Raw genomic sequence first — 15,200 nt, forward strand, 5'->3', positions numbered from 1 at the left:
AAATTCCCCATAATATCTTTTTCCAAGAAACACCATATCGCGGATAATCAGGAGCGACCACTTGTCCCCAATAACATCGAGGGTAAAAGCGATGGGGCATCCAGACTGCCTACAATTATCCTTTGGTTTAGCCATTTAAATGCATTATATAAAAATAACTTGCATTATGCAATTATTTTGGTATACTACGATTACTTGCATATTAAAAGTAATAAAACAAAGGAGACTCCTATGAATAATTTTGTCGTTTGGTTTGAAATTCCGGTTAATAATTTGGATAGAGCAATGAAGTTCTACTCAACGGTCATGGCGGTCGAATTACAGCCAGTTGCCATGGGTCCAAAAAAGGGAGCTATGTTTCCCTTTACACAGAATGTTGCATCAGGCTCCCTTCTTGAAAGCAAAGAAAAAAAACCAAGCAACATGGGCACAATGGTTTATCTCAATGGCGGTGAGGATCTGTCGGTTCCACTGAAACGGGTAAAAGGTGCAGGCGGAAAGATTGTTCAAGAAAAAATCAGTATTGGTGAAAATGGCTTCATGGCGATCTTTGAAGACACCGAAGGTAATCATGTTGCGCTTCACAGCCGGAAATAAATGGAGCTTGTGGAGACCTTCCCATGCATAACAATCGACGATGGATGGCGATTTCAGCAGCGACTGGGCTCGCTTTCTTCCTTATCGCCAACTTCACGGACTTCTTCGTAGGGTTGAATATTGTGTCCGGTCTGATTCAAATCGTGATCAACATCTTTGTCTTCGTGACATGGTTGGGTGGGTATCGCACTAGTCATGGTCGTGTGCGGTTTCTTGCGTTCTTTGGAGTTATTGCGCCACCTATATTGGCAGGAACTACGCTCTACCGCGTTGTCATCCCTTTCTTCTTTCGGTTTGTTCATTGAATACTGTTAACGAACTTGCAAGGATCGCGGTGATATTGAGTTTTGATTATTATAAAGAGAGGGTTTTCCCGTGAGCGATCTTTGTCCAAGGAGATTTGAGGCAAGGAGGGGGCAATATGACTAGACTAAATCACGAAATCTTTATCAATGTGCCGCCAGAAAAGGTTTGGAAGACTCTGGCGAATCTAGAAGCGGTAGCAAAGTATAATCCTGGGGTTGCTCACGCCAAATACATCACTGCTCAGAAGGAGGGGGTCGGAGCCACCCGGCAATGCGAACTTAAAAATAAGAGTGTGCTCAAAGAAAGAGTCATTGGTTGGAATCCAATTCAGTCAATGACGATGGAGCTTTCCGAAAGTGATTGGCCTGTCCAAGACATGCAATGGACCACGGATCTCACCTCCAAAAACGGGGGAACATTTATCACTCAAAAATTGCAGTACCGACCTAAAGGGGTAATGGGTACGATTTTGAATTTCCTCATCATGAAGAGAATGATGAATAAGTCCTTAAATGAAATCTTTGAAAGTATGAAAAAGTACATTGAAGCTGGACAGAGTATGAACTGTTAAATCAAACAAGCTGAATCCGTGTCCGAAATTTCAGGGCAAGATCAACCTAACCCGTTTGCTTTTAGGAGTTAAATGAAAAAGGGCCTGACAATTCTCTTGCTCATCATTTTAATAATGTTTTTCTCGATATTTGCTCTCATCACTAAGTTTCAACACGAAGATTTAAAGACCATTCAAAAAGCAAAACAGGTTGACTCATTTATCGTAACATTTTGTATGGAAAATAAAATAATCCCGTCTTTGTTAGCCCTTAAAGAGCACTTTCCTGACCTAAATTGGAAGACTGGCTGGTTTTTTTACACCAATGAAAGAGATTGGATGAGACTTCAGTATCCAATGCGCTGGTGGAATAAAGAAGCCATTGGAACCCGAAGGATCTCGGAATTTACTGCTACGGTTTATGCCTACGCGGTGGATTACCATTGTAAGGATGGCCCGTGAACTTAAAATACATTGCTATAGCAGGTGGAGGTTTATCAATTCTTACGGCGCTGGTCCTAACCTGGCCGAATTGGCTTCCCATCTGGCTTCCCATCAACTCGCCTCCTCTTTATGAAAAAGATGCTCGCGAGTATTTGCAGAAAAAAGAAGTTTCTTCGGAAGTCATTCGAAAACTCGAAGAAAGAAAACTTCTTTCAGAGGCTGAAGTTCTGGAATTATCAAAATTTAAAAATGTGGCCGTTCTGCATTTGCTGGCCAGTAATCCGGGCGCTACAGAGGATCTCCTTCGTCAATTGGCTGACCATAGATCAAAGGTGGTTCTCTGGGGAGTCGCATCTAATAAAAACACTCCCCTTGAAATATTATTAAAATTTAGAACTCCGGGAGATTACACCACAATGAATTGTTACCTCGCCAGAAACCCTGGTCTGCCCGAACCCTTGATTCGCGAAATGTATAAACAAGGCGAAGCAAGCCTTTTCGATTTTGCTCTGAATGAAAGTCTTCCCGCCGATCTGATGGAAGAGCTGCTGTCGAAAGACGAGACAGTAAGATTTGGCCTCTCATTGAATTTGAAAATTCCTGATCATATCTGTCAAGCTTTGGCCAATGATCCTGACGAGCTCGTGCGAAGAAACTTAAGAAAAAAGTGTCCGGTCCAGCCTGCGGGAAAGTAAGGATGACCTGATTTATCAACCCAGTGCCTGTTAACTCCTCTAATTATTATGACAAGCAAAGATAACAATCTATATATTATCGAAGATGGATTCCATTACCTGCAATATATATTCGTTATTGGAGGGATTTTAATTGTGATGATGGGTCTTCTCGTGGCAGTTGAAAAGGTCACAACCCTGGTGTTAACGGGGATAGGAATGACCTTGCTGGGTTTTATTGTGGAAAGAAAAAAAACGATCTTTGATAGCTATAAGAGGACCGTTTTTATAAAAGGCTTCCGATTGTTATGGCAAAACACTCTCTCCGTTCCGTTTGAGGATTGTCTTGATGTTGTTGCGATAATGTCCGTTGATCAGATGGAAAGAACCAGCATCCCCCACCGGATGTTTCGTCTCCAGCTTATCACCAAGAACGGCCCTCTCTTTCTCCTGAATACCAATTATCCGGATCTGGCCGAATTGTCGGAGATACTTCTACATATCCGAAATGTCCTTGGATTGAAAAAGGTGGATGATGTTGCAGAACACAACTGGAAGTACGCTGAAGAGGAAGGAAATGAACTGCAGAAACGCCTGTGGGAAACCTATATCAACATCCATAAAAAAAAATGAAAATAGAAAAAATAACTTTCATGATCTGATAACATCAGTTATGTGTCGCTTCTAAACTCAGCTATCATTGTAAAAGCAACGCAATTGTCAAATCCCCAATGGAACAACTCTTTGAGTATATCGAAGGAAAAGAGATTTTTATGGATGGGTCAGGAGGAGCAAAACCTCTAAACTTTATAAACCGTACAATAAACCTTACAATTGTCAACGGGGGAAAGTAATATTTCCATTTTACGGAGGTTGGCAAAATGTGTTATACAGTCATAGGCAGGAAATTGAATTGGAAATGAAAAAATCAAAGGCTGACCAGAAACTCATGGAAAAATTCGAATTATCCTCGCCCGATAAATGGGTCGATTCCTACGGAGATTATCTTTATCGCTGCGCACTGGCCCGTGTCAGGGACCCAAAACTCGCCGAGGAGATTGTCCAGGAAACGTTTCTGGCAGGGCTTCAATCCCGGGATCAGTTCAGGGGGGAATCTTCGGAGCGGGGTTGGCTCGTGGGGATTCTTAAACACAAGGTGATTGAATACTTCAGAAAAACTAGCCGTGAATTTACGGTTGAAACCCCCGAACCCTTTGGAGATGAATTCGAGGGGGTTTTTGACGAAATCGGCCACTGGAAAGGGGATAAAACAGGGCCCTGCGAATGGAACCAGAATCCGGATACCCTCTTAGAGCGAAAAGAATTTTGGATTGCGCTTGATGGGTGCCTTTCGAGGCTCCCTTCCCGAATGGCCAATGTATTTTCGTTAAGGGAAATCGACGATATTGGCAGTGAGAAGATCTGTGAAGTGTTAGATATTTCGACTTCGAACCTTTGGGTGCTCCTTCATCGCGCGCGTATGCAGTTAAGGCAATGTCTCGAAATTCAGTTTTTTGGCACAAAATCGCCTGAAGGGAAGGTCTGATGCGCCAATGGGTCGTTAATTTCCTTTCACGTCATACCCCTTCCTGCAAAGAGATGGTTCGACTTATATCTGATTCAATGGAAAAACAGCCTTCGATCCGGTTGCGGATTAAAATGGCCCTTCATTATTTAATTTGTAAATGGTGCCTCCGTTATAAAAAACAGCTTTTCTTTATCAGAAAAATGTTAAAGCTCCATCCCGGGAAAATCGAAGAAGATGTTTCGATAGTCCTCTCCCCCGAAGCCCGGAAACGGCTGAACTGGTCTTTAAATCCCAAAAACCCGTAATTTCCACCTTTCCGAAAGGTTTTTGAAAGGTTTTCTCCCCAAAAACGACTTTCTTCTAACTGCATGTCCAAATCTTTTAACAAATCGATTTAATTCAAAAATATTTGTAAGGTTTTGTTGATTCAACCGACGTATGTTTGAAGAGTCGATCATTTAACCGCTTTCAAATAAAGGAGGAAAGTTATGCACAGTTCATTCTTCGAATGATTTCATGGGTGTTTTAATTCAGTAAAATGAATTTACCTGATTGCCAATAAAAAAACTAAAAAGGATCTAACCTAATATAAGGAGAAACAGATGAGAACAGGATCGAAAGCAAATCATTTCATTTTTGCGTCAGCGTTGTTAGGAACTCTCTTGATTGCAATGCCGGCATTTTCGATGGAGCCCGACACCATGAAGATGGAGGACAAAAAAGGGGAAATGATGCAAAGCGAACAGATGAGTGCCGATAAAATGACCCAGACAGCGGACGAAAAGAGTATGAAGAAAGAGAAGGAAATGAAAAAGAAGGGAATGAAGATGAAGAAAAAAGAGATGAAAAAAGATGGAATGATGAAAGAAGACAATATGATGAAGGATAACGGAATGAAAAAAGATCAAATGGGTAAGGACGAAATGAAAATGAATAAATAAGATCCGGCAACGATTCCTTGTAAATATCATGGGGTTTACCATGAATAAACAATATCTTGATATCAAGCGGCACGGGTTATGGGTGCGGTTGTCGCACTGGCTTAATGTTGTGCCTCTTTTTATTCTGGTGATGAGCGGTTTTCAGATTTTTAACGCGCATCCCCATCTTTATTGGGGCGATCGATCCGATCGTGACCAGGCGTTTTTTTCGATCCAATCAGAAACAACGGAAGAAAATAAGATTAAAGGTGAGTTGGCGATTTTGGGTCATTCTTTTGACACGACCGGTTTTTTAGGTGCATCAACCAGAAGTGACGGAGAAGTGACCCGGATCGCCTTTCCTGGATGGATTACGATTCCAGGGGTCCAATGGCTGGCTATGGCTCGCCGGTGGCACCTCTTTTTTGCCTGGTTTTTTGTGTTAAATGGAATTTTGTTTTTTCTATATAGTTTTTGTTTTGGACATTTTTTAAAAGACCTTTTTCCCACCTGGAAAGAGTTTGGACGAATCAGGAAAAGCCTGATTGATCATGTTTTGTTTAGACATCCAAAGGGAGAAGAGACAGCTCGTTACAATATTTTGCAGAAAATAGCCTACCTCGGAGTTCTTTTTATCTTGGCCCCCCTCATCATTTTAACCGGTATGGCCATGTCGCCAAGAATAGACGCCATTGCTCCATGGTTGACCGTCCTGTTTGGAGGAAGGCAATCAGCGCGCTCCTTTCATTTCATTAGCTGTTTTCTTTTTATCGGTTTCTTTTTTATTCATATTTTCATGGTATTTACCACCGGGGTTTTCAATAATTTGAGATCAATGATTACGGGCAGGTATAGAATTCAAGTGAAGTGAAAAAACGCTCTCTAAAGGCATAAAAGGAATACAAACATGGAAGACCAAAATAATTGGAAACGGCGCAATTTCATTAAGGGGGCCTTCCTGGGAGTGGTTGCGCTCTCGTTAACTGGATGCGATTATTTTAGCAGAAATAAAACTTTTACAAAAATTTTGAGCCAAGCCGAAACACTCAATCGAAAACTGCAAAAGGCCATCAGACCGAGAGCCGCAATGGCAAAAGAATTTTCCGAAACTGATCTCTCGCCGATATTTCCTGTCAACGGGAACAGTAATCCTGAAAATTCCACGTATCAGAGGCATTTAGGGGAAGGATTTGAAAATTGGACGTTAGCTATTAACGGGTTGGTCGAAAACCCCTTGCGTTTTTCGCTTAACGAGATTAAGCAATTTCCATCACGAGTTCAAATCACAAGGCATGATTGCGTGGAAGGATGGAGCGCTATCGGAAAGTGGAAAGGGGTTAAACTAGGAGATCTATTGGATAGGGTAAGATTGAAACCAACCGCACGTTATGTGATATTTCATTGTGCGGATTCTGATGAAGATGACGTTGTTTATTATGAAAGTATTGACCTTGAAGACGCCTTTCATCCCCAAACGATTCTCGCCTATGAATTAAATGACAAACCCCTTCCGGTTGCCAATGGGGCACCCATTCGTCTCAGAGTGGAAAGACAATTGGGGTATAAAATGGCTAAATTCATTATGGAAATTGAAGTTTCAGATCGTCTTAGTCATGTGGGAGAGGGTCAAGGAGGTTACTGGGAAGACCAAGGGTATGAGTGGTACGCAGGGATTTAAGGAACATATCTGAGAACGCTCCAGAGCCTTTAACGAAGGAATCTTATTTTGAGGAATTCCCCAAAGTATTTGCGGCAATTTACAAAGGACAGATTTTCTGAAGAACACTCTAAACAAAGTAAAAGACACCGCAGGCGTGATTGCCCCGCCTCCGTTGCTTTATGCGGCTGGTCTCGTTGCGGGATTTCTTTTGCATACGGTCTTTCCGCTTCGGATCCCATTCGGCGCCATGCCGGCGGTTTTGGGTCTATGCCTGATCGGAACGGGTGTTTTGCTGGCTGCGGCAGGTTTCCGGACGATGAGCCGTGTCGGCACCCATGTCGACCCGTTTAAACCTACGACGGCGCTGGTCACGGATGGACCGTTCCGCTTCAGTCGCAATCCATTGTATCTGTCATTGACTCTGCTCTACGGCGGGATCGCCCTTTTCATGAATCTTCCGTGGGCCATTCTATTCCTTCCGATCGTTCTCTTGATCATGCGCCGGGGCGTGATTGACCGTGAAGAACGCTATCTGGAGCAAAAATTCGGCGTTGCGTATTCACGTTATAAACAGAGAGTTCGAAGGTGGATTTGACGTTCACCCTTTCAAGGCCGACGCGCCCAGTCGGTGTCCGGCTCAAGCGGGGTGTCAGGCATTACCAATAACAGGAGCACTAAGAAATGGCTATGGCGACGAAAACCTGGGGTACCATCCTGCTTTTCGTTCTCACGTTAGGATGCAGTACGAATTTCCCAAAAATTCCTGCTGAGGGGAGTATGCATGGACACATGTTAAGAACCACCGTAGATTCCGAAATCGCGCGATACTATCTCGAAGCTTATCTGGCGGATAAAAAAACCAATACACAGTTTGATAAACAAATTGAAACCGCGCTGGAAAGCGCCAAAACGATGCCCCTGTGGCATGAGAAGCTAAGCTATCTATCGAACCAGTTATCGGTGGATTTTGCCGCCCTGTATCTGGCTAAGTCCATATTAGAAGATTTGCGAAATCAGCGGGCTCAATCGGTTTATGAAGAATCCGTCAGACGAGACACACTGGAACGCGCGCTACCCAAATTACCCTCGGAGTCGTCATCCTATCTCGTACTTTTTGTGCCGGGCCTGTTCTATCAGTCGGAAAAAGAAAACGGTGCGGATTTGTCCAACCCCAGAAGGGTCGTGACGCAAATGGGTCTGGAAAACCGTTTTATTGAAATTGATCAAAGCGGCACTGTTGAGCATAACGCTGTTCTGATTGAACAAGCCATTCTTCATCATAGCGGTTCTGGTAAGGGGCTGATTTTAGTGAGCGCCAGTAAAGGCGGGCCAGAAGTCGCACTGGCTTTGAGTACTCTCGAAAAATTGCAACAACCCCATCAAGTCAAGGCATGGATCAACATCGGTGGTCTCCTGCAAGGCAGCGCTCTGGCTGATTCGGCTTTGGAGTGGCCAAAACGCGTCTTAGTCCGCTTTGTCTTTTGGTGGAAAGGTTGGGATTTGGCAAGCCTCGAGAGTATTACCACTCAACAAAGTCAGACTCGCTTTCAAAAGTTTGCATTACCTAAACAGGTGCTCATCATCAATTACATTGGCATCCCCTTATCCGGTAATATCAGTCAGCGTGCAATGGATGGTTATCTTGACCTGCGCCATCAAGGGCCAAACGACGGCTTGACCTTGATCCCCGATGAGATTGCGCCAAACAACCGCACGATCGTGGAACTTGGATTGGATCATTTTCTATCGGCCCCGGATATTGACTTACGAACCGGCGCTCTGACTTACACCCTGATTCAGATGCTTTTAAAAACAAACCCTTGAGGAGCGCCAATGAATCGAAGAATTTTTCTTAACAGGCTTTCAGGAGACACTTTCATGAAAAGATTTGGTTTTAAGAATATTTGGATATTCGTCGCACTTTGGATAGTCTTCGTTTCCATGCCTGGTCGCTCAGCTGAAATTCCCGTAAACCCGGATACCCGACTGGAAATAGCGACCTTTGCCGGAGGTTGTTTCTGGTGTATGGTTCCCCCTTTCAAGAAACTGGAGGGGGTCATTTCAGTCACTTCGGGCTATACGGGAGGTCATGTCGAAAATCCTACTTATGAGCAGGTTTCGGCCGGAGGAACGGGCCACGCCGAAGCTGTGCAGATTAAATACGATCCCGGTCGAATCAGTTATGGGACTCTGTTGAATGTTTTCTGGCATAACATCGACCCGACAGTCGTCGACTACCAGTTTTGCGATCATGGCAATCAGTACAGAAGCGAGGTTTTTTACCATACCGATATGCAGAAACGGCTGGCGGAGGAGTCCAGGGCCGCCCTCGAAAAAACAAAGCCGTTTAAGGGCCCCATTGTCACAAAAATAACCCCGGCGTTAAAATTTTACCCGGCAGAGGAATATCACCAGGATTTTTATAATAAAAGTCCTATTCGCTATAAATTTTATCGCCACCGTTGCGGGCGGGATCAACGGCTCGAAGAGCTATGGGGAAAATCAAACACTCCCCATTAAAAATGTTAGACCGTGATATAGGACAGTACTTTGCCCATGAGCTTGTTAATCTCGGCATACGCAGATTCAGTTGCCGCCCGTATGGCCTGTTCTGTTTGAATATATACGCCGTCACCCAACTCGCCGCGGCAGTTCCGAATAAGTAAATCGGCTGTCCGGGGCGTTGTTTCCAAATGGAACTGTAACCCGATGACGTTCTTGCCGATCTGGAATGCCTGATTTTCGCAAACGGAGCTTTTCGCGAGGCGCACAGCGCCAGGAGGCAGATCAAACGTTTCGCCATGCCAGTGAAACACTGGCACTTGCCGAGGAAAGCGGAACACATCTCCGTTAGCGTCCACGGCTTCGATCGGGAACCAGCCGATTTCCTTCTCCGCATTGGCATACACCCGCGCGCCCAACGCGCTTGCAATAAGTTGGGCGCCCAGGCAAACGCCCACGACCGACTGTCCCCGGCGAACGGCCTCTTGAAGGAACCGCTTTTCTTGCTTGAGCCACGGATATTCCCGTTCGTCGTTAACACTCATCGGGCCGCCCATCGCGACCACGACGTCAACGGTCCGAGGGTTTGGCAGTTCCGATGACTCGTAGAAGCGAGTGTATTGAACATCTGCCCCTGTCTCGGCCAGCCAGGCCTCGATACTCCCGAGACCTTCAAAAGGCACATGCTGAAGAACGTGAACCTTCATATCTCCTGCCTGTCTCCTGTACGGCTAACGTTTAAAATGTGGAATCGCAGACTTTTTCAGCCTAACGATTGGGCTAACCGTGGTGAAAAAGCTGTGCGAAGCCCCGCTTTTGCACGGACGTGTTGAGCGATTTATCAAGCATCTGCATTTCGCAGATACCTCAGCTGAACCAAACCTGTGGGGTAGGTCTTGGACCCCACAAGCCGACCTTGTTTCCGCATCTTTAACTCCAAAGGGCTCACTGGACAAATTTAAGTTTAGAAATAAAACGCCTCCTTCCGATTTTAAAGACATTTTCTTTATTTCGAACAATTCCTCTGGATGTTCCATCCGGTATTCTCCCAGACGCTTCACCCAGGCTTCCGGAACCAGATAGTGCGGTATTTTTTCAAAAGGAAACGGGGCGGGCAATCCTTTTAACAAGGCAACATCCCGGCCTTCTACGGTTTCAAATTGAACCGGATAGTTCATTAAAGGGATGGAGATCAGGCCGAATAGCATCTTTGCAGGAATAAACGTATCATGATTTATGGGAACAAGATCAAGTCTGTTTCCCATTGCTGTGACATTTAATTTCTCACCTTTTTGTGAAATGGCCGATAATCCTCCAAAAATCACATAATCACCGGCATATTTCTGTAGCGTTTGAATGGGGACTTTAACAGGTTTAAATTGAGGCGGGGGTGGAGGCTGAGGAGGCTGAATGCCATATTTGGCCTCAAGCGCCAATTCCATTGCTTTCAGGCTAACCTGGTTGCCAAAACTTCGTGCTTCGGCTGTATTGGCCAGAATAACCACGCCTAGTTTTTGTTCCGGTAATACCGTCAGGGTTCCAAAGAAAGGAGGATATCCCCCGTCATGCCAGGCGATTCTGCTCACTCCTGATACCTCCAGTCCATTAAGCATCCAGGCCATCCCGATTTCATGTCCAAAATCGAGAGCCAATCCACGATATTGAGGGGTAAACATCTCTTTGAGGGTTTCCGGATTCAGGACCCGGCTCTCTTGTGAACTTCCTTCAGCAAAAATAAATCTCATAAACTGCGCCATGTCTCTGACATTGGAAAGCATGGAACCGGCCGGCAGATCCCGAAGAGAGAGTCTACGCATCTCTTTTCCCTCTCGGTATCCTTTGGAATAATAGTTTCCAAAATCAGGGATAAGTCCGAAAGATGAATGAATCATCCCTAAAGGTTGCAATAAATCGCGTTGCATTGCCGTTTCATAATCTTCTCCGCTTATTTTTTCAATGATTCGACCTAAAAGACTAAAATCAAGATTGGAATATTTGTATTGAGTCTGCGGCGGGCTCGCCAGGCTTTCTTCTTTAAGAGTGTCAACCAATCGGGATAATGAATCCGGTTTTTCGACCCACATTCCTTTGAGATAGTCCGCAGGCAATCCGGAATGATGGGCCATGAGAGATCTTGGCGTAATGGGGAGAGCGTGGCCAAACCGGCTTCGGATTGAAAAATCAGAAAGATAGTTTGTCGCCGTTAGCGATAACGGTCATTGTGAGCGATTTATAAATACGAAGCTCCTTTCTGGTTAAACAGGAAAAAAAATCATGATCCGCGTTTTCTATTGCTACAATCGCTTTTGCGATGATTCTTTTTCCATGACCCGTGAACCTGATATTGACGGCTCTGCTGTCTAAATGAGATTGTTTTCTTAAGACAAACCCATTTTTCTCAAGCTGTCTAATGGATTTTGAAACTGTCATTTTGTCGATTTTCGCATGTTCGACAATATGCGCCTGGGTCGTCGGCTGACGCGTCTGCTCAAACCACCTGAGAGAAGCCATGATGGCGAATTGCGTTTGAGTGATGCCGAACTCGCCGAGCACTTCGGCAAGTTTTCTCTGCCACAACGTGGTAATCTTCCAAAGCAGGAAACCTGCGCTCTCATCCGCCTTATCATGCTTAAAGGGCGATGGCTCAGACATTCAGTGCCCGCTCAATCAGCTTTTCTGTTTGCTCTTTCATTCCCTTCGCGACATCCTCCGCCACGAGCTTTCTCCAGAGGAAGGATAAGAACCCTTCGATGCTCACGGTGGTCTTGATCTCCATCTCGTTGCCCTGCGTGATAAATTCGTGCGATCCGCACATTCGGGCCAATGGAAAGCGAGTTAAATCCGTGAATGCTTTGTTGGGCTCCACTTTGATCAATTCAATCGTCACCTTTGGACCCCCTTTCGGTTTCAACAAAAAGATATTGCCGGTCTTAAACTCGCCAACTAATTTGGCATATTCAATGTCGTTCTGCCAGGCATGCCATTGATTGACATCGGCCCATACTTTCCAGACTTGATCCGCTTTCAGTTTTTTTGTTTTTATGCTGTACGTTTTACTCCACATGCCATCCTCCTGACTATGAATGATAGGAGATCAATAGTAAACTAGTTTACTATTTGTTGCAACCGTTATTTTCGATCAGCTCAATGGAAGAATAGAGAATAAATAGGATGAAATCAGGTCTACTGAGGTGATATTATAGCGTTACGTCAGTAAGCGGACTGACGAAGTAAAAATCCAGGAAGATGGCTTTAAAGTAAGCGGTATCTTTTTTATTACAAGGAGGAGCATATGGAAGGCAAGGTGCTATGCGAAAGCTGTGGAATGCCGATAGCAGGCGGGAAGTATTGCCAATATTGCGTCGACGAGAAGGGAAATCTACAAACGTTCGAGGAGCGTTTCGAGCGAATGGTGCAGTGGGTGTTCGGAAAAGAACCGTCAACTCCGCGCGCTGAGGTAGAAAGACGCACGCGGGCCCGCATGCAAACTCTGCCCGCTTGGAAAGAGCACCCGAAACTAAAGGCGAAATAACATGGCTGGATATTCTGGATCTTCGCTTCCCAAGAAGCTCGGTCTCAAGCCGCCCATGACTTTGGTTGCCATTGATGCCCCGCAGGAATATCGCTCATGGCTTGGTGAACTGCCTGCGGGTGTTCATATCGTTACAAAGGTTGCCAAAACGGTTCAGGCGGCGCATTTCTTCGTCACAAAGCGCTTACTCTTGGAACAAAATCTGGCGAGATTTCGCAAACAACTGGAGCAGTCCGGGTTCGTGTGGGTCTCTTGGCCGAAGAAGGCGTCAAAGGTCGAAACAGACATCACCGAAGACACCATAAGGGAAGTCGCGTTGCCACTCGGGCTCGTTGACATTAAAGTGTGCGCTGTCAGTGATGTATGGTCCGGGCTAAAGCTTGTCATTCGCAAAAGTGAAAGAACAGCAGGCAATTTTTACCAGTAGCCATAGAAAGCAAGATCGGATGAACACTTACATTGCCCTACTAAGGGCTATTAATGCCGGCGGTGTCAATTCACTGTCCATGAAGGACTTGGTGAAACTGCTGGAAAGTATGGGGCTCGGAAACATCAAGACCTATATACAAACCGGCAACGCTGTTTTTCTTGGCAAGGAAACCGATGCAATAGAACTTCCCGATAAGATCAAGGCCAGGATTAAGCGCAGCCATGGATTTGCCCCTGAAGTGATTCTCTTGAGGCTGGAGGAGTTGGAATGCGCGATTGCATCTAACCCTTACCCGGAAGCCGATTCAGACCCCAAAGCATTGCACCTGACCTTCTTGACCTGCACGCCAAAAGCGCCGGATTTGGCCGCTCTCGATAAAATTCGGAAAGAGAGCGAGCGCTTCGTGCTCAAGGGCAGAGTTTTTTACTTTCACGCGCCCGAAGGAGTTGCGCGATCAAAGTCGTTCTCGCGAATCGAAAAATCGCTCGGTGTTTTCGGCACGGCGCGCAACTGGCGTACAGCTAGCAGGATTCTGGAAATGGCCCGGCAGATCGCATCAACCGACGCCGCTTTGCGGCATGGATGATAACTTAATCCCCTACTGAAACCAGGCTTCAAGGGCGATGATTCCCCCTAACATGGCTACACCGGCCGCGGAGAGGGCGGGAAGTATCCGATTTATCCGGCTGAATTTTTCAAATCTGCCGATCATCCCTTTTAGATAAACCATCAGAATGCCGATTCCAATCAGAGTGCTCGCAAGCCCCATGCTAAACGCCAGAATCAAAAAAAGGCCAAACACAATCTGATGAAAAGCGATTGCGCCAAGTAAAACAACCAGAGCGGACGGACAGGGGATAATTCCACCGCTGATTCCCAACCCCAGAAGAGTGGTCGAACCGATGCTTCCGTCAGGATGTGATAAATGAGAATGTCCATGGTGATGAGAGTGGGCGTGATGGCCTCCATCTTCGTGCTCCCTATGATGGCTGTCCGTGAGGGTCTGCTGGCGGTTTAAAGAACGGATTCTTTTTATGAACAGACTCGCGCCGATGACCAAAATCATCAGACCGGAAAAAAGCCCCAGCCAGGGATAGAGCCGTTCAGGAAGAATATATTTTGATAAATAAAGGGTTAAGAACCCCAAAATGAAGACGCCGGCCGTATGGGAAAGGGTAACGATTAAACCAAGGGCAAAAACGTGTCGCGCTTTGGCGCGGGATCCGATTAAGTATCCGGCAACAATCGTCTTTCCATGGCCGGGAGACAAAGCATGAAAAGTCCCCAGGCCAAAGGCAATCAGCAAAGAGACCCAGATCATCGCCCCCTTTGGGGATGTCCCATTGATTAACTCCGTGAACTTGTCTGTGGGGGTCTTCATGGGTCTGGCGTTAGCGCCCCCGTTTTTTCCAAAGGAAGCGGATTGGGTCAAAGGCCCGGTTTTATAGTAAAAATGAGCATCCAGAGTTTGTGGAGGGCTTTTGATTTCTTTTTCCGGGTAGGAACGGAGCTCATTCCCTGAGATCGGAACGGAGGAACCCACGAGCGTAATTTCTTTATCTCCAGCCGCGGAAACCTCTTTCCATCCCGTCCGGCCCGCATAATTGTTATCTTGATAGAAAACCTCTGCCGTTTCGTTTCTCGGGACGCTTGATTCGGCCTGGTAGACAATCGAAATCCGGAGAGTGGGAAGCCCGCCCGATCCGGGCGGAAACTTGATCTCCTGAGAAAGAGGCGTTAGTTTTTTTTCATTTCCGCTAATTTTAAGCGTGAGTCCCCTGGTCAATTCCACTCTCTTGATCATTAGATAAGCCTCTTGTTCGGAGAGGGTGATCGTTCCATTTTGGTCCGTGTCCATTTTCTGCCGTTCCTGGAAGGTTGGAATTTCCGCAAAATCAAGAATATAACGAATTTCAATCCCTTTGTCTCTTGCCTGAATCCCCGAATAGTGGTTAATAGAAAAATTTCCCATCGGATGGGCTTCTGATAATTCTAAATGGGCAAGAACCCCGATTAAACTCAAAAATAAAATAAGATATCGTTTCATCATACGCTCC

At 45.6% G+C, this 15,200-nt stretch carries 22 protein-coding genes; 17 read left to right on the forward strand and 5 right to left on the reverse strand.

Annotated features, from left to right (window positions below; all coding sequences use genetic code 11):
- The first annotated feature begins 231 nt into the window (after positions 1-231).
- From HYR79_10320 to msrA, 14 genes are all read left to right on the forward strand, one after another.
- On the forward strand, positions 232-597 hold the full coding sequence (locus HYR79_10320) for a VOC family protein (protein ID MBI1822089.1): 366 nt from the start codon (positions 232-234) through the stop codon (positions 595-597).
- A gap of 23 nt (positions 598-620) precedes the next feature.
- Positions 621-902, forward strand: a complete 282-nt coding sequence (locus HYR79_10325) for a hypothetical protein (GenBank protein MBI1822090.1) — start codon at positions 621-623, stop codon at positions 900-902.
- Between the two features lie 116 nt (positions 903-1,018).
- Positions 1,019-1,474, forward strand: a complete 456-nt coding sequence (locus HYR79_10330) for an SRPBCC family protein (protein ID MBI1822091.1) — start codon at positions 1,019-1,021, stop codon at positions 1,472-1,474.
- A gap of 72 nt (positions 1,475-1,546) precedes the next feature.
- Positions 1,547-1,915, forward strand: a complete 369-nt coding sequence (locus tag HYR79_10335) for a hypothetical protein (protein MBI1822092.1) — start codon at positions 1,547-1,549, stop codon at positions 1,913-1,915.
- The gene (locus HYR79_10340) at positions 1,912-2,592 is read left to right on the forward strand and encodes a hypothetical protein (protein ID MBI1822093.1); all 681 of its coding nucleotides are present in this window, start codon (positions 1,912-1,914) and stop codon (positions 2,590-2,592) included. The genes HYR79_10335 and HYR79_10340 overlap by 4 nt, the downstream gene beginning before the upstream one ends.
- Before the next feature lie 48 nt (positions 2,593-2,640).
- Positions 2,641-3,204: a hypothetical protein gene (locus HYR79_10345; protein MBI1822094.1), complete on the forward strand. Its 564-nt coding sequence runs from the start codon at positions 2,641-2,643 to the stop codon at positions 3,202-3,204.
- Between the two features lie 316 nt (positions 3,205-3,520).
- Positions 3,521-4,117 carry a sigma-70 family RNA polymerase sigma factor gene (locus HYR79_10350; protein ID MBI1822095.1) on the forward strand — a complete coding sequence of 199 codons (597 nt, stop codon included), beginning with the start codon at positions 3,521-3,523 and terminating at the stop codon, positions 4,115-4,117.
- The gene (locus HYR79_10355; GenBank protein ID MBI1822096.1) at positions 4,117-4,404 is read left to right on the forward strand and encodes a hypothetical protein; all 288 of its coding nucleotides are present in this window, start codon (positions 4,117-4,119) and stop codon (positions 4,402-4,404) included. The genes HYR79_10350 and HYR79_10355 overlap by 1 nt, the downstream gene beginning before the upstream one ends.
- Positions 4,405-4,701: 297 nt before the next feature.
- Entirely contained in the window at positions 4,702-5,040 is a 339-nt protein-coding gene (locus tag HYR79_10360) for a hypothetical protein (GenBank protein ID MBI1822097.1), read from the forward strand.
- A gap of 28 nt (positions 5,041-5,068) precedes the next feature.
- Positions 5,069-5,890: a cytochrome b/b6 domain-containing protein gene (locus HYR79_10365; protein MBI1822098.1), complete on the forward strand. Its 822-nt coding sequence runs from the start codon at positions 5,069-5,071 to the stop codon at positions 5,888-5,890.
- A 36-nt stretch (positions 5,891-5,926) separates the two neighbouring features.
- A complete protein-coding gene (locus tag HYR79_10370; GenBank protein MBI1822099.1) occupies positions 5,927-6,697 on the forward strand; it encodes a molybdopterin-dependent oxidoreductase in 771 nt (256 codons plus the stop codon).
- A 97-nt stretch (positions 6,698-6,794) separates the two neighbouring features.
- Positions 6,795-7,274 carry an isoprenylcysteine carboxylmethyltransferase family protein gene (locus tag HYR79_10375; GenBank protein ID MBI1822100.1) on the forward strand — a complete coding sequence of 160 codons (480 nt, stop codon included), beginning with the start codon at positions 6,795-6,797 and terminating at the stop codon, positions 7,272-7,274.
- An 86-nt stretch (positions 7,275-7,360) separates the two neighbouring features.
- Positions 7,361-8,503, forward strand: a complete 1,143-nt coding sequence (locus HYR79_10380) for a hypothetical protein (protein ID MBI1822101.1) — start codon at positions 7,361-7,363, stop codon at positions 8,501-8,503.
- Between the two features lie 54 nt (positions 8,504-8,557).
- The gene (gene msrA / locus HYR79_10385) at positions 8,558-9,199 is read left to right on the forward strand and encodes a peptide-methionine (S)-S-oxide reductase MsrA (protein ID MBI1822102.1); all 642 of its coding nucleotides are present in this window, start codon (positions 8,558-8,560) and stop codon (positions 9,197-9,199) included.
- A 5-nt stretch (positions 9,200-9,204) separates the two neighbouring features.
- Here msrA and HYR79_10390 read toward each other — a convergent pair whose 3' ends face one another.
- From HYR79_10390 to HYR79_10405, 4 genes are read right to left on the reverse strand one after another with little or no spacing between them, the layout of a single operon-like run.
- Positions 9,205-9,888 carry a type 1 glutamine amidotransferase gene (locus HYR79_10390; GenBank protein MBI1822103.1) on the reverse strand — a complete coding sequence of 228 codons (684 nt, stop codon included), beginning with the start codon at positions 9,886-9,888 and terminating at the stop codon, positions 9,205-9,207.
- Positions 9,889-9,912: 24 nt separating this feature from the next.
- Positions 9,913-11,307: a beta-lactamase family protein gene (locus HYR79_10395; protein ID MBI1822104.1), complete on the reverse strand. Its 1,395-nt coding sequence runs from the start codon at positions 11,305-11,307 to the stop codon at positions 9,913-9,915.
- A 55-nt stretch (positions 11,308-11,362) separates the two neighbouring features.
- Positions 11,363-11,833, reverse strand: coding sequence for a MarR family transcriptional regulator (locus HYR79_10400; protein MBI1822105.1), 471 nt, complete (start codon positions 11,831-11,833; stop codon positions 11,363-11,365).
- Complete coding sequence (locus tag HYR79_10405; protein ID MBI1822106.1) at positions 11,826-12,245, reverse strand: SRPBCC family protein; 420 nt, start codon at positions 12,243-12,245, stop codon at positions 11,826-11,828. The genes HYR79_10400 and HYR79_10405 overlap by 8 nt, the downstream gene beginning before the upstream one ends.
- Before the next feature lie 228 nt (positions 12,246-12,473).
- On the opposite strand from HYR79_10405, the gene HYR79_10410 reads away from it, so the two are divergent.
- Genes HYR79_10410 through HYR79_10420 form a run of 3 tightly spaced genes read left to right on the forward strand, consistent with a single transcriptional unit; the run spans position 12,474 to position 13,729 of the window.
- Complete coding sequence (locus HYR79_10410) at positions 12,474-12,713, forward strand: hypothetical protein (protein ID MBI1822107.1); 240 nt, start codon at positions 12,474-12,476, stop codon at positions 12,711-12,713.
- 1 nt (position 12,714) lies between these two features.
- Positions 12,715-13,140 carry a DUF3052 family protein gene (locus tag HYR79_10415; GenBank protein MBI1822108.1) on the forward strand — a complete coding sequence of 142 codons (426 nt, stop codon included), beginning with the start codon at positions 12,715-12,717 and terminating at the stop codon, positions 13,138-13,140.
- A 19-nt stretch (positions 13,141-13,159) separates the two neighbouring features.
- Entirely contained in the window at positions 13,160-13,729 is a 570-nt protein-coding gene (locus HYR79_10420) for a DUF1697 domain-containing protein (protein ID MBI1822109.1), read from the forward strand.
- A gap of 12 nt (positions 13,730-13,741) precedes the next feature.
- Here HYR79_10420 and HYR79_10425 read toward each other — a convergent pair whose 3' ends face one another.
- Complete coding sequence (locus HYR79_10425) at positions 13,742-15,193, reverse strand: sulfite exporter TauE/SafE family protein (GenBank protein MBI1822110.1); 1,452 nt, start codon at positions 15,191-15,193, stop codon at positions 13,742-13,744.
- Between the last annotated feature and the right edge of the window lie 7 nt (positions 15,194-15,200).

This window comes from Nitrospirota bacterium, assembly GCA_016178585.1.
In the GTDB taxonomy this organism is placed as follows: domain Bacteria; phylum Nitrospirota; class Nitrospiria; order JACQBW01; family JACQBW01; genus JACOTA01.

Bases quoted from the DNA above. Each gene is read 5' to 3' on its own strand.
- HYR79_10320 (MBI1822089.1), top strand. From the start codon at position 232: ATGAATAATTTTGTCGTTTGGTTTGAAATTCCGGTTAATAATTTGGAT.
- HYR79_10325 (MBI1822090.1), top strand. From the start codon at position 621: ATGCATAACAATCGACGATGGATGGCGATTTCAGCAGCGACTGGGCTC.
- HYR79_10330 (MBI1822091.1), top strand. From the start codon at position 1,019: ATGACTAGACTAAATCACGAAATCTTTATCAATGTGCCGCCAGAAAAG.
- HYR79_10335 (MBI1822092.1), top strand. From the start codon at position 1,547: ATGAAAAAGGGCCTGACAATTCTCTTGCTCATCATTTTAATAATGTTT.
- HYR79_10345 (MBI1822094.1), top strand. From the start codon at position 2,641: ATGACAAGCAAAGATAACAATCTATATATTATCGAAGATGGATTCCAT.
- HYR79_10350 (MBI1822095.1), top strand. From the start codon at position 3,521: ATGGAAAAATTCGAATTATCCTCGCCCGATAAATGGGTCGATTCCTAC.
- HYR79_10355 (MBI1822096.1), top strand. From the start codon at position 4,117: ATGCGCCAATGGGTCGTTAATTTCCTTTCACGTCATACCCCTTCCTGC.
- HYR79_10360 (MBI1822097.1), top strand. From the start codon at position 4,702: ATGAGAACAGGATCGAAAGCAAATCATTTCATTTTTGCGTCAGCGTTG.
- HYR79_10365 (MBI1822098.1), top strand. From the start codon at position 5,069: ATGGGGTTTACCATGAATAAACAATATCTTGATATCAAGCGGCACGGG.
- HYR79_10370 (MBI1822099.1), top strand. From the start codon at position 5,927: ATGGAAGACCAAAATAATTGGAAACGGCGCAATTTCATTAAGGGGGCC.
- HYR79_10380 (MBI1822101.1), top strand. From the start codon at position 7,361: ATGGCTATGGCGACGAAAACCTGGGGTACCATCCTGCTTTTCGTTCTC.
- msrA (MBI1822102.1), top strand. From the start codon at position 8,558: ATGAAAAGATTTGGTTTTAAGAATATTTGGATATTCGTCGCACTTTGG.
- HYR79_10390 (MBI1822103.1), bottom strand. From the start codon at position 9,888: ATGAAGGTTCACGTTCTTCAGCATGTGCCTTTTGAAGGTCTCGGGAGT.
- HYR79_10395 (MBI1822104.1), bottom strand. From the start codon at position 11,307: ATGGCCCATCATTCCGGATTGCCTGCGGACTATCTCAAAGGAATGTGG.
- HYR79_10400 (MBI1822105.1), bottom strand. From the start codon at position 11,833: ATGTCTGAGCCATCGCCCTTTAAGCATGATAAGGCGGATGAGAGCGCA.
- HYR79_10405 (MBI1822106.1), bottom strand. From the start codon at position 12,245: ATGTGGAGTAAAACGTACAGCATAAAAACAAAAAAACTGAAAGCGGAT.
- HYR79_10410 (MBI1822107.1), top strand. From the start codon at position 12,474: ATGGAAGGCAAGGTGCTATGCGAAAGCTGTGGAATGCCGATAGCAGGC.
- HYR79_10415 (MBI1822108.1), top strand. From the start codon at position 12,715: ATGGCTGGATATTCTGGATCTTCGCTTCCCAAGAAGCTCGGTCTCAAG.
- HYR79_10420 (MBI1822109.1), top strand. From the start codon at position 13,160: ATGAACACTTACATTGCCCTACTAAGGGCTATTAATGCCGGCGGTGTC.
- HYR79_10425 (MBI1822110.1), bottom strand. From the start codon at position 15,193: ATGATGAAACGATATCTTATTTTATTTTTGAGTTTAATCGGGGTTCTT.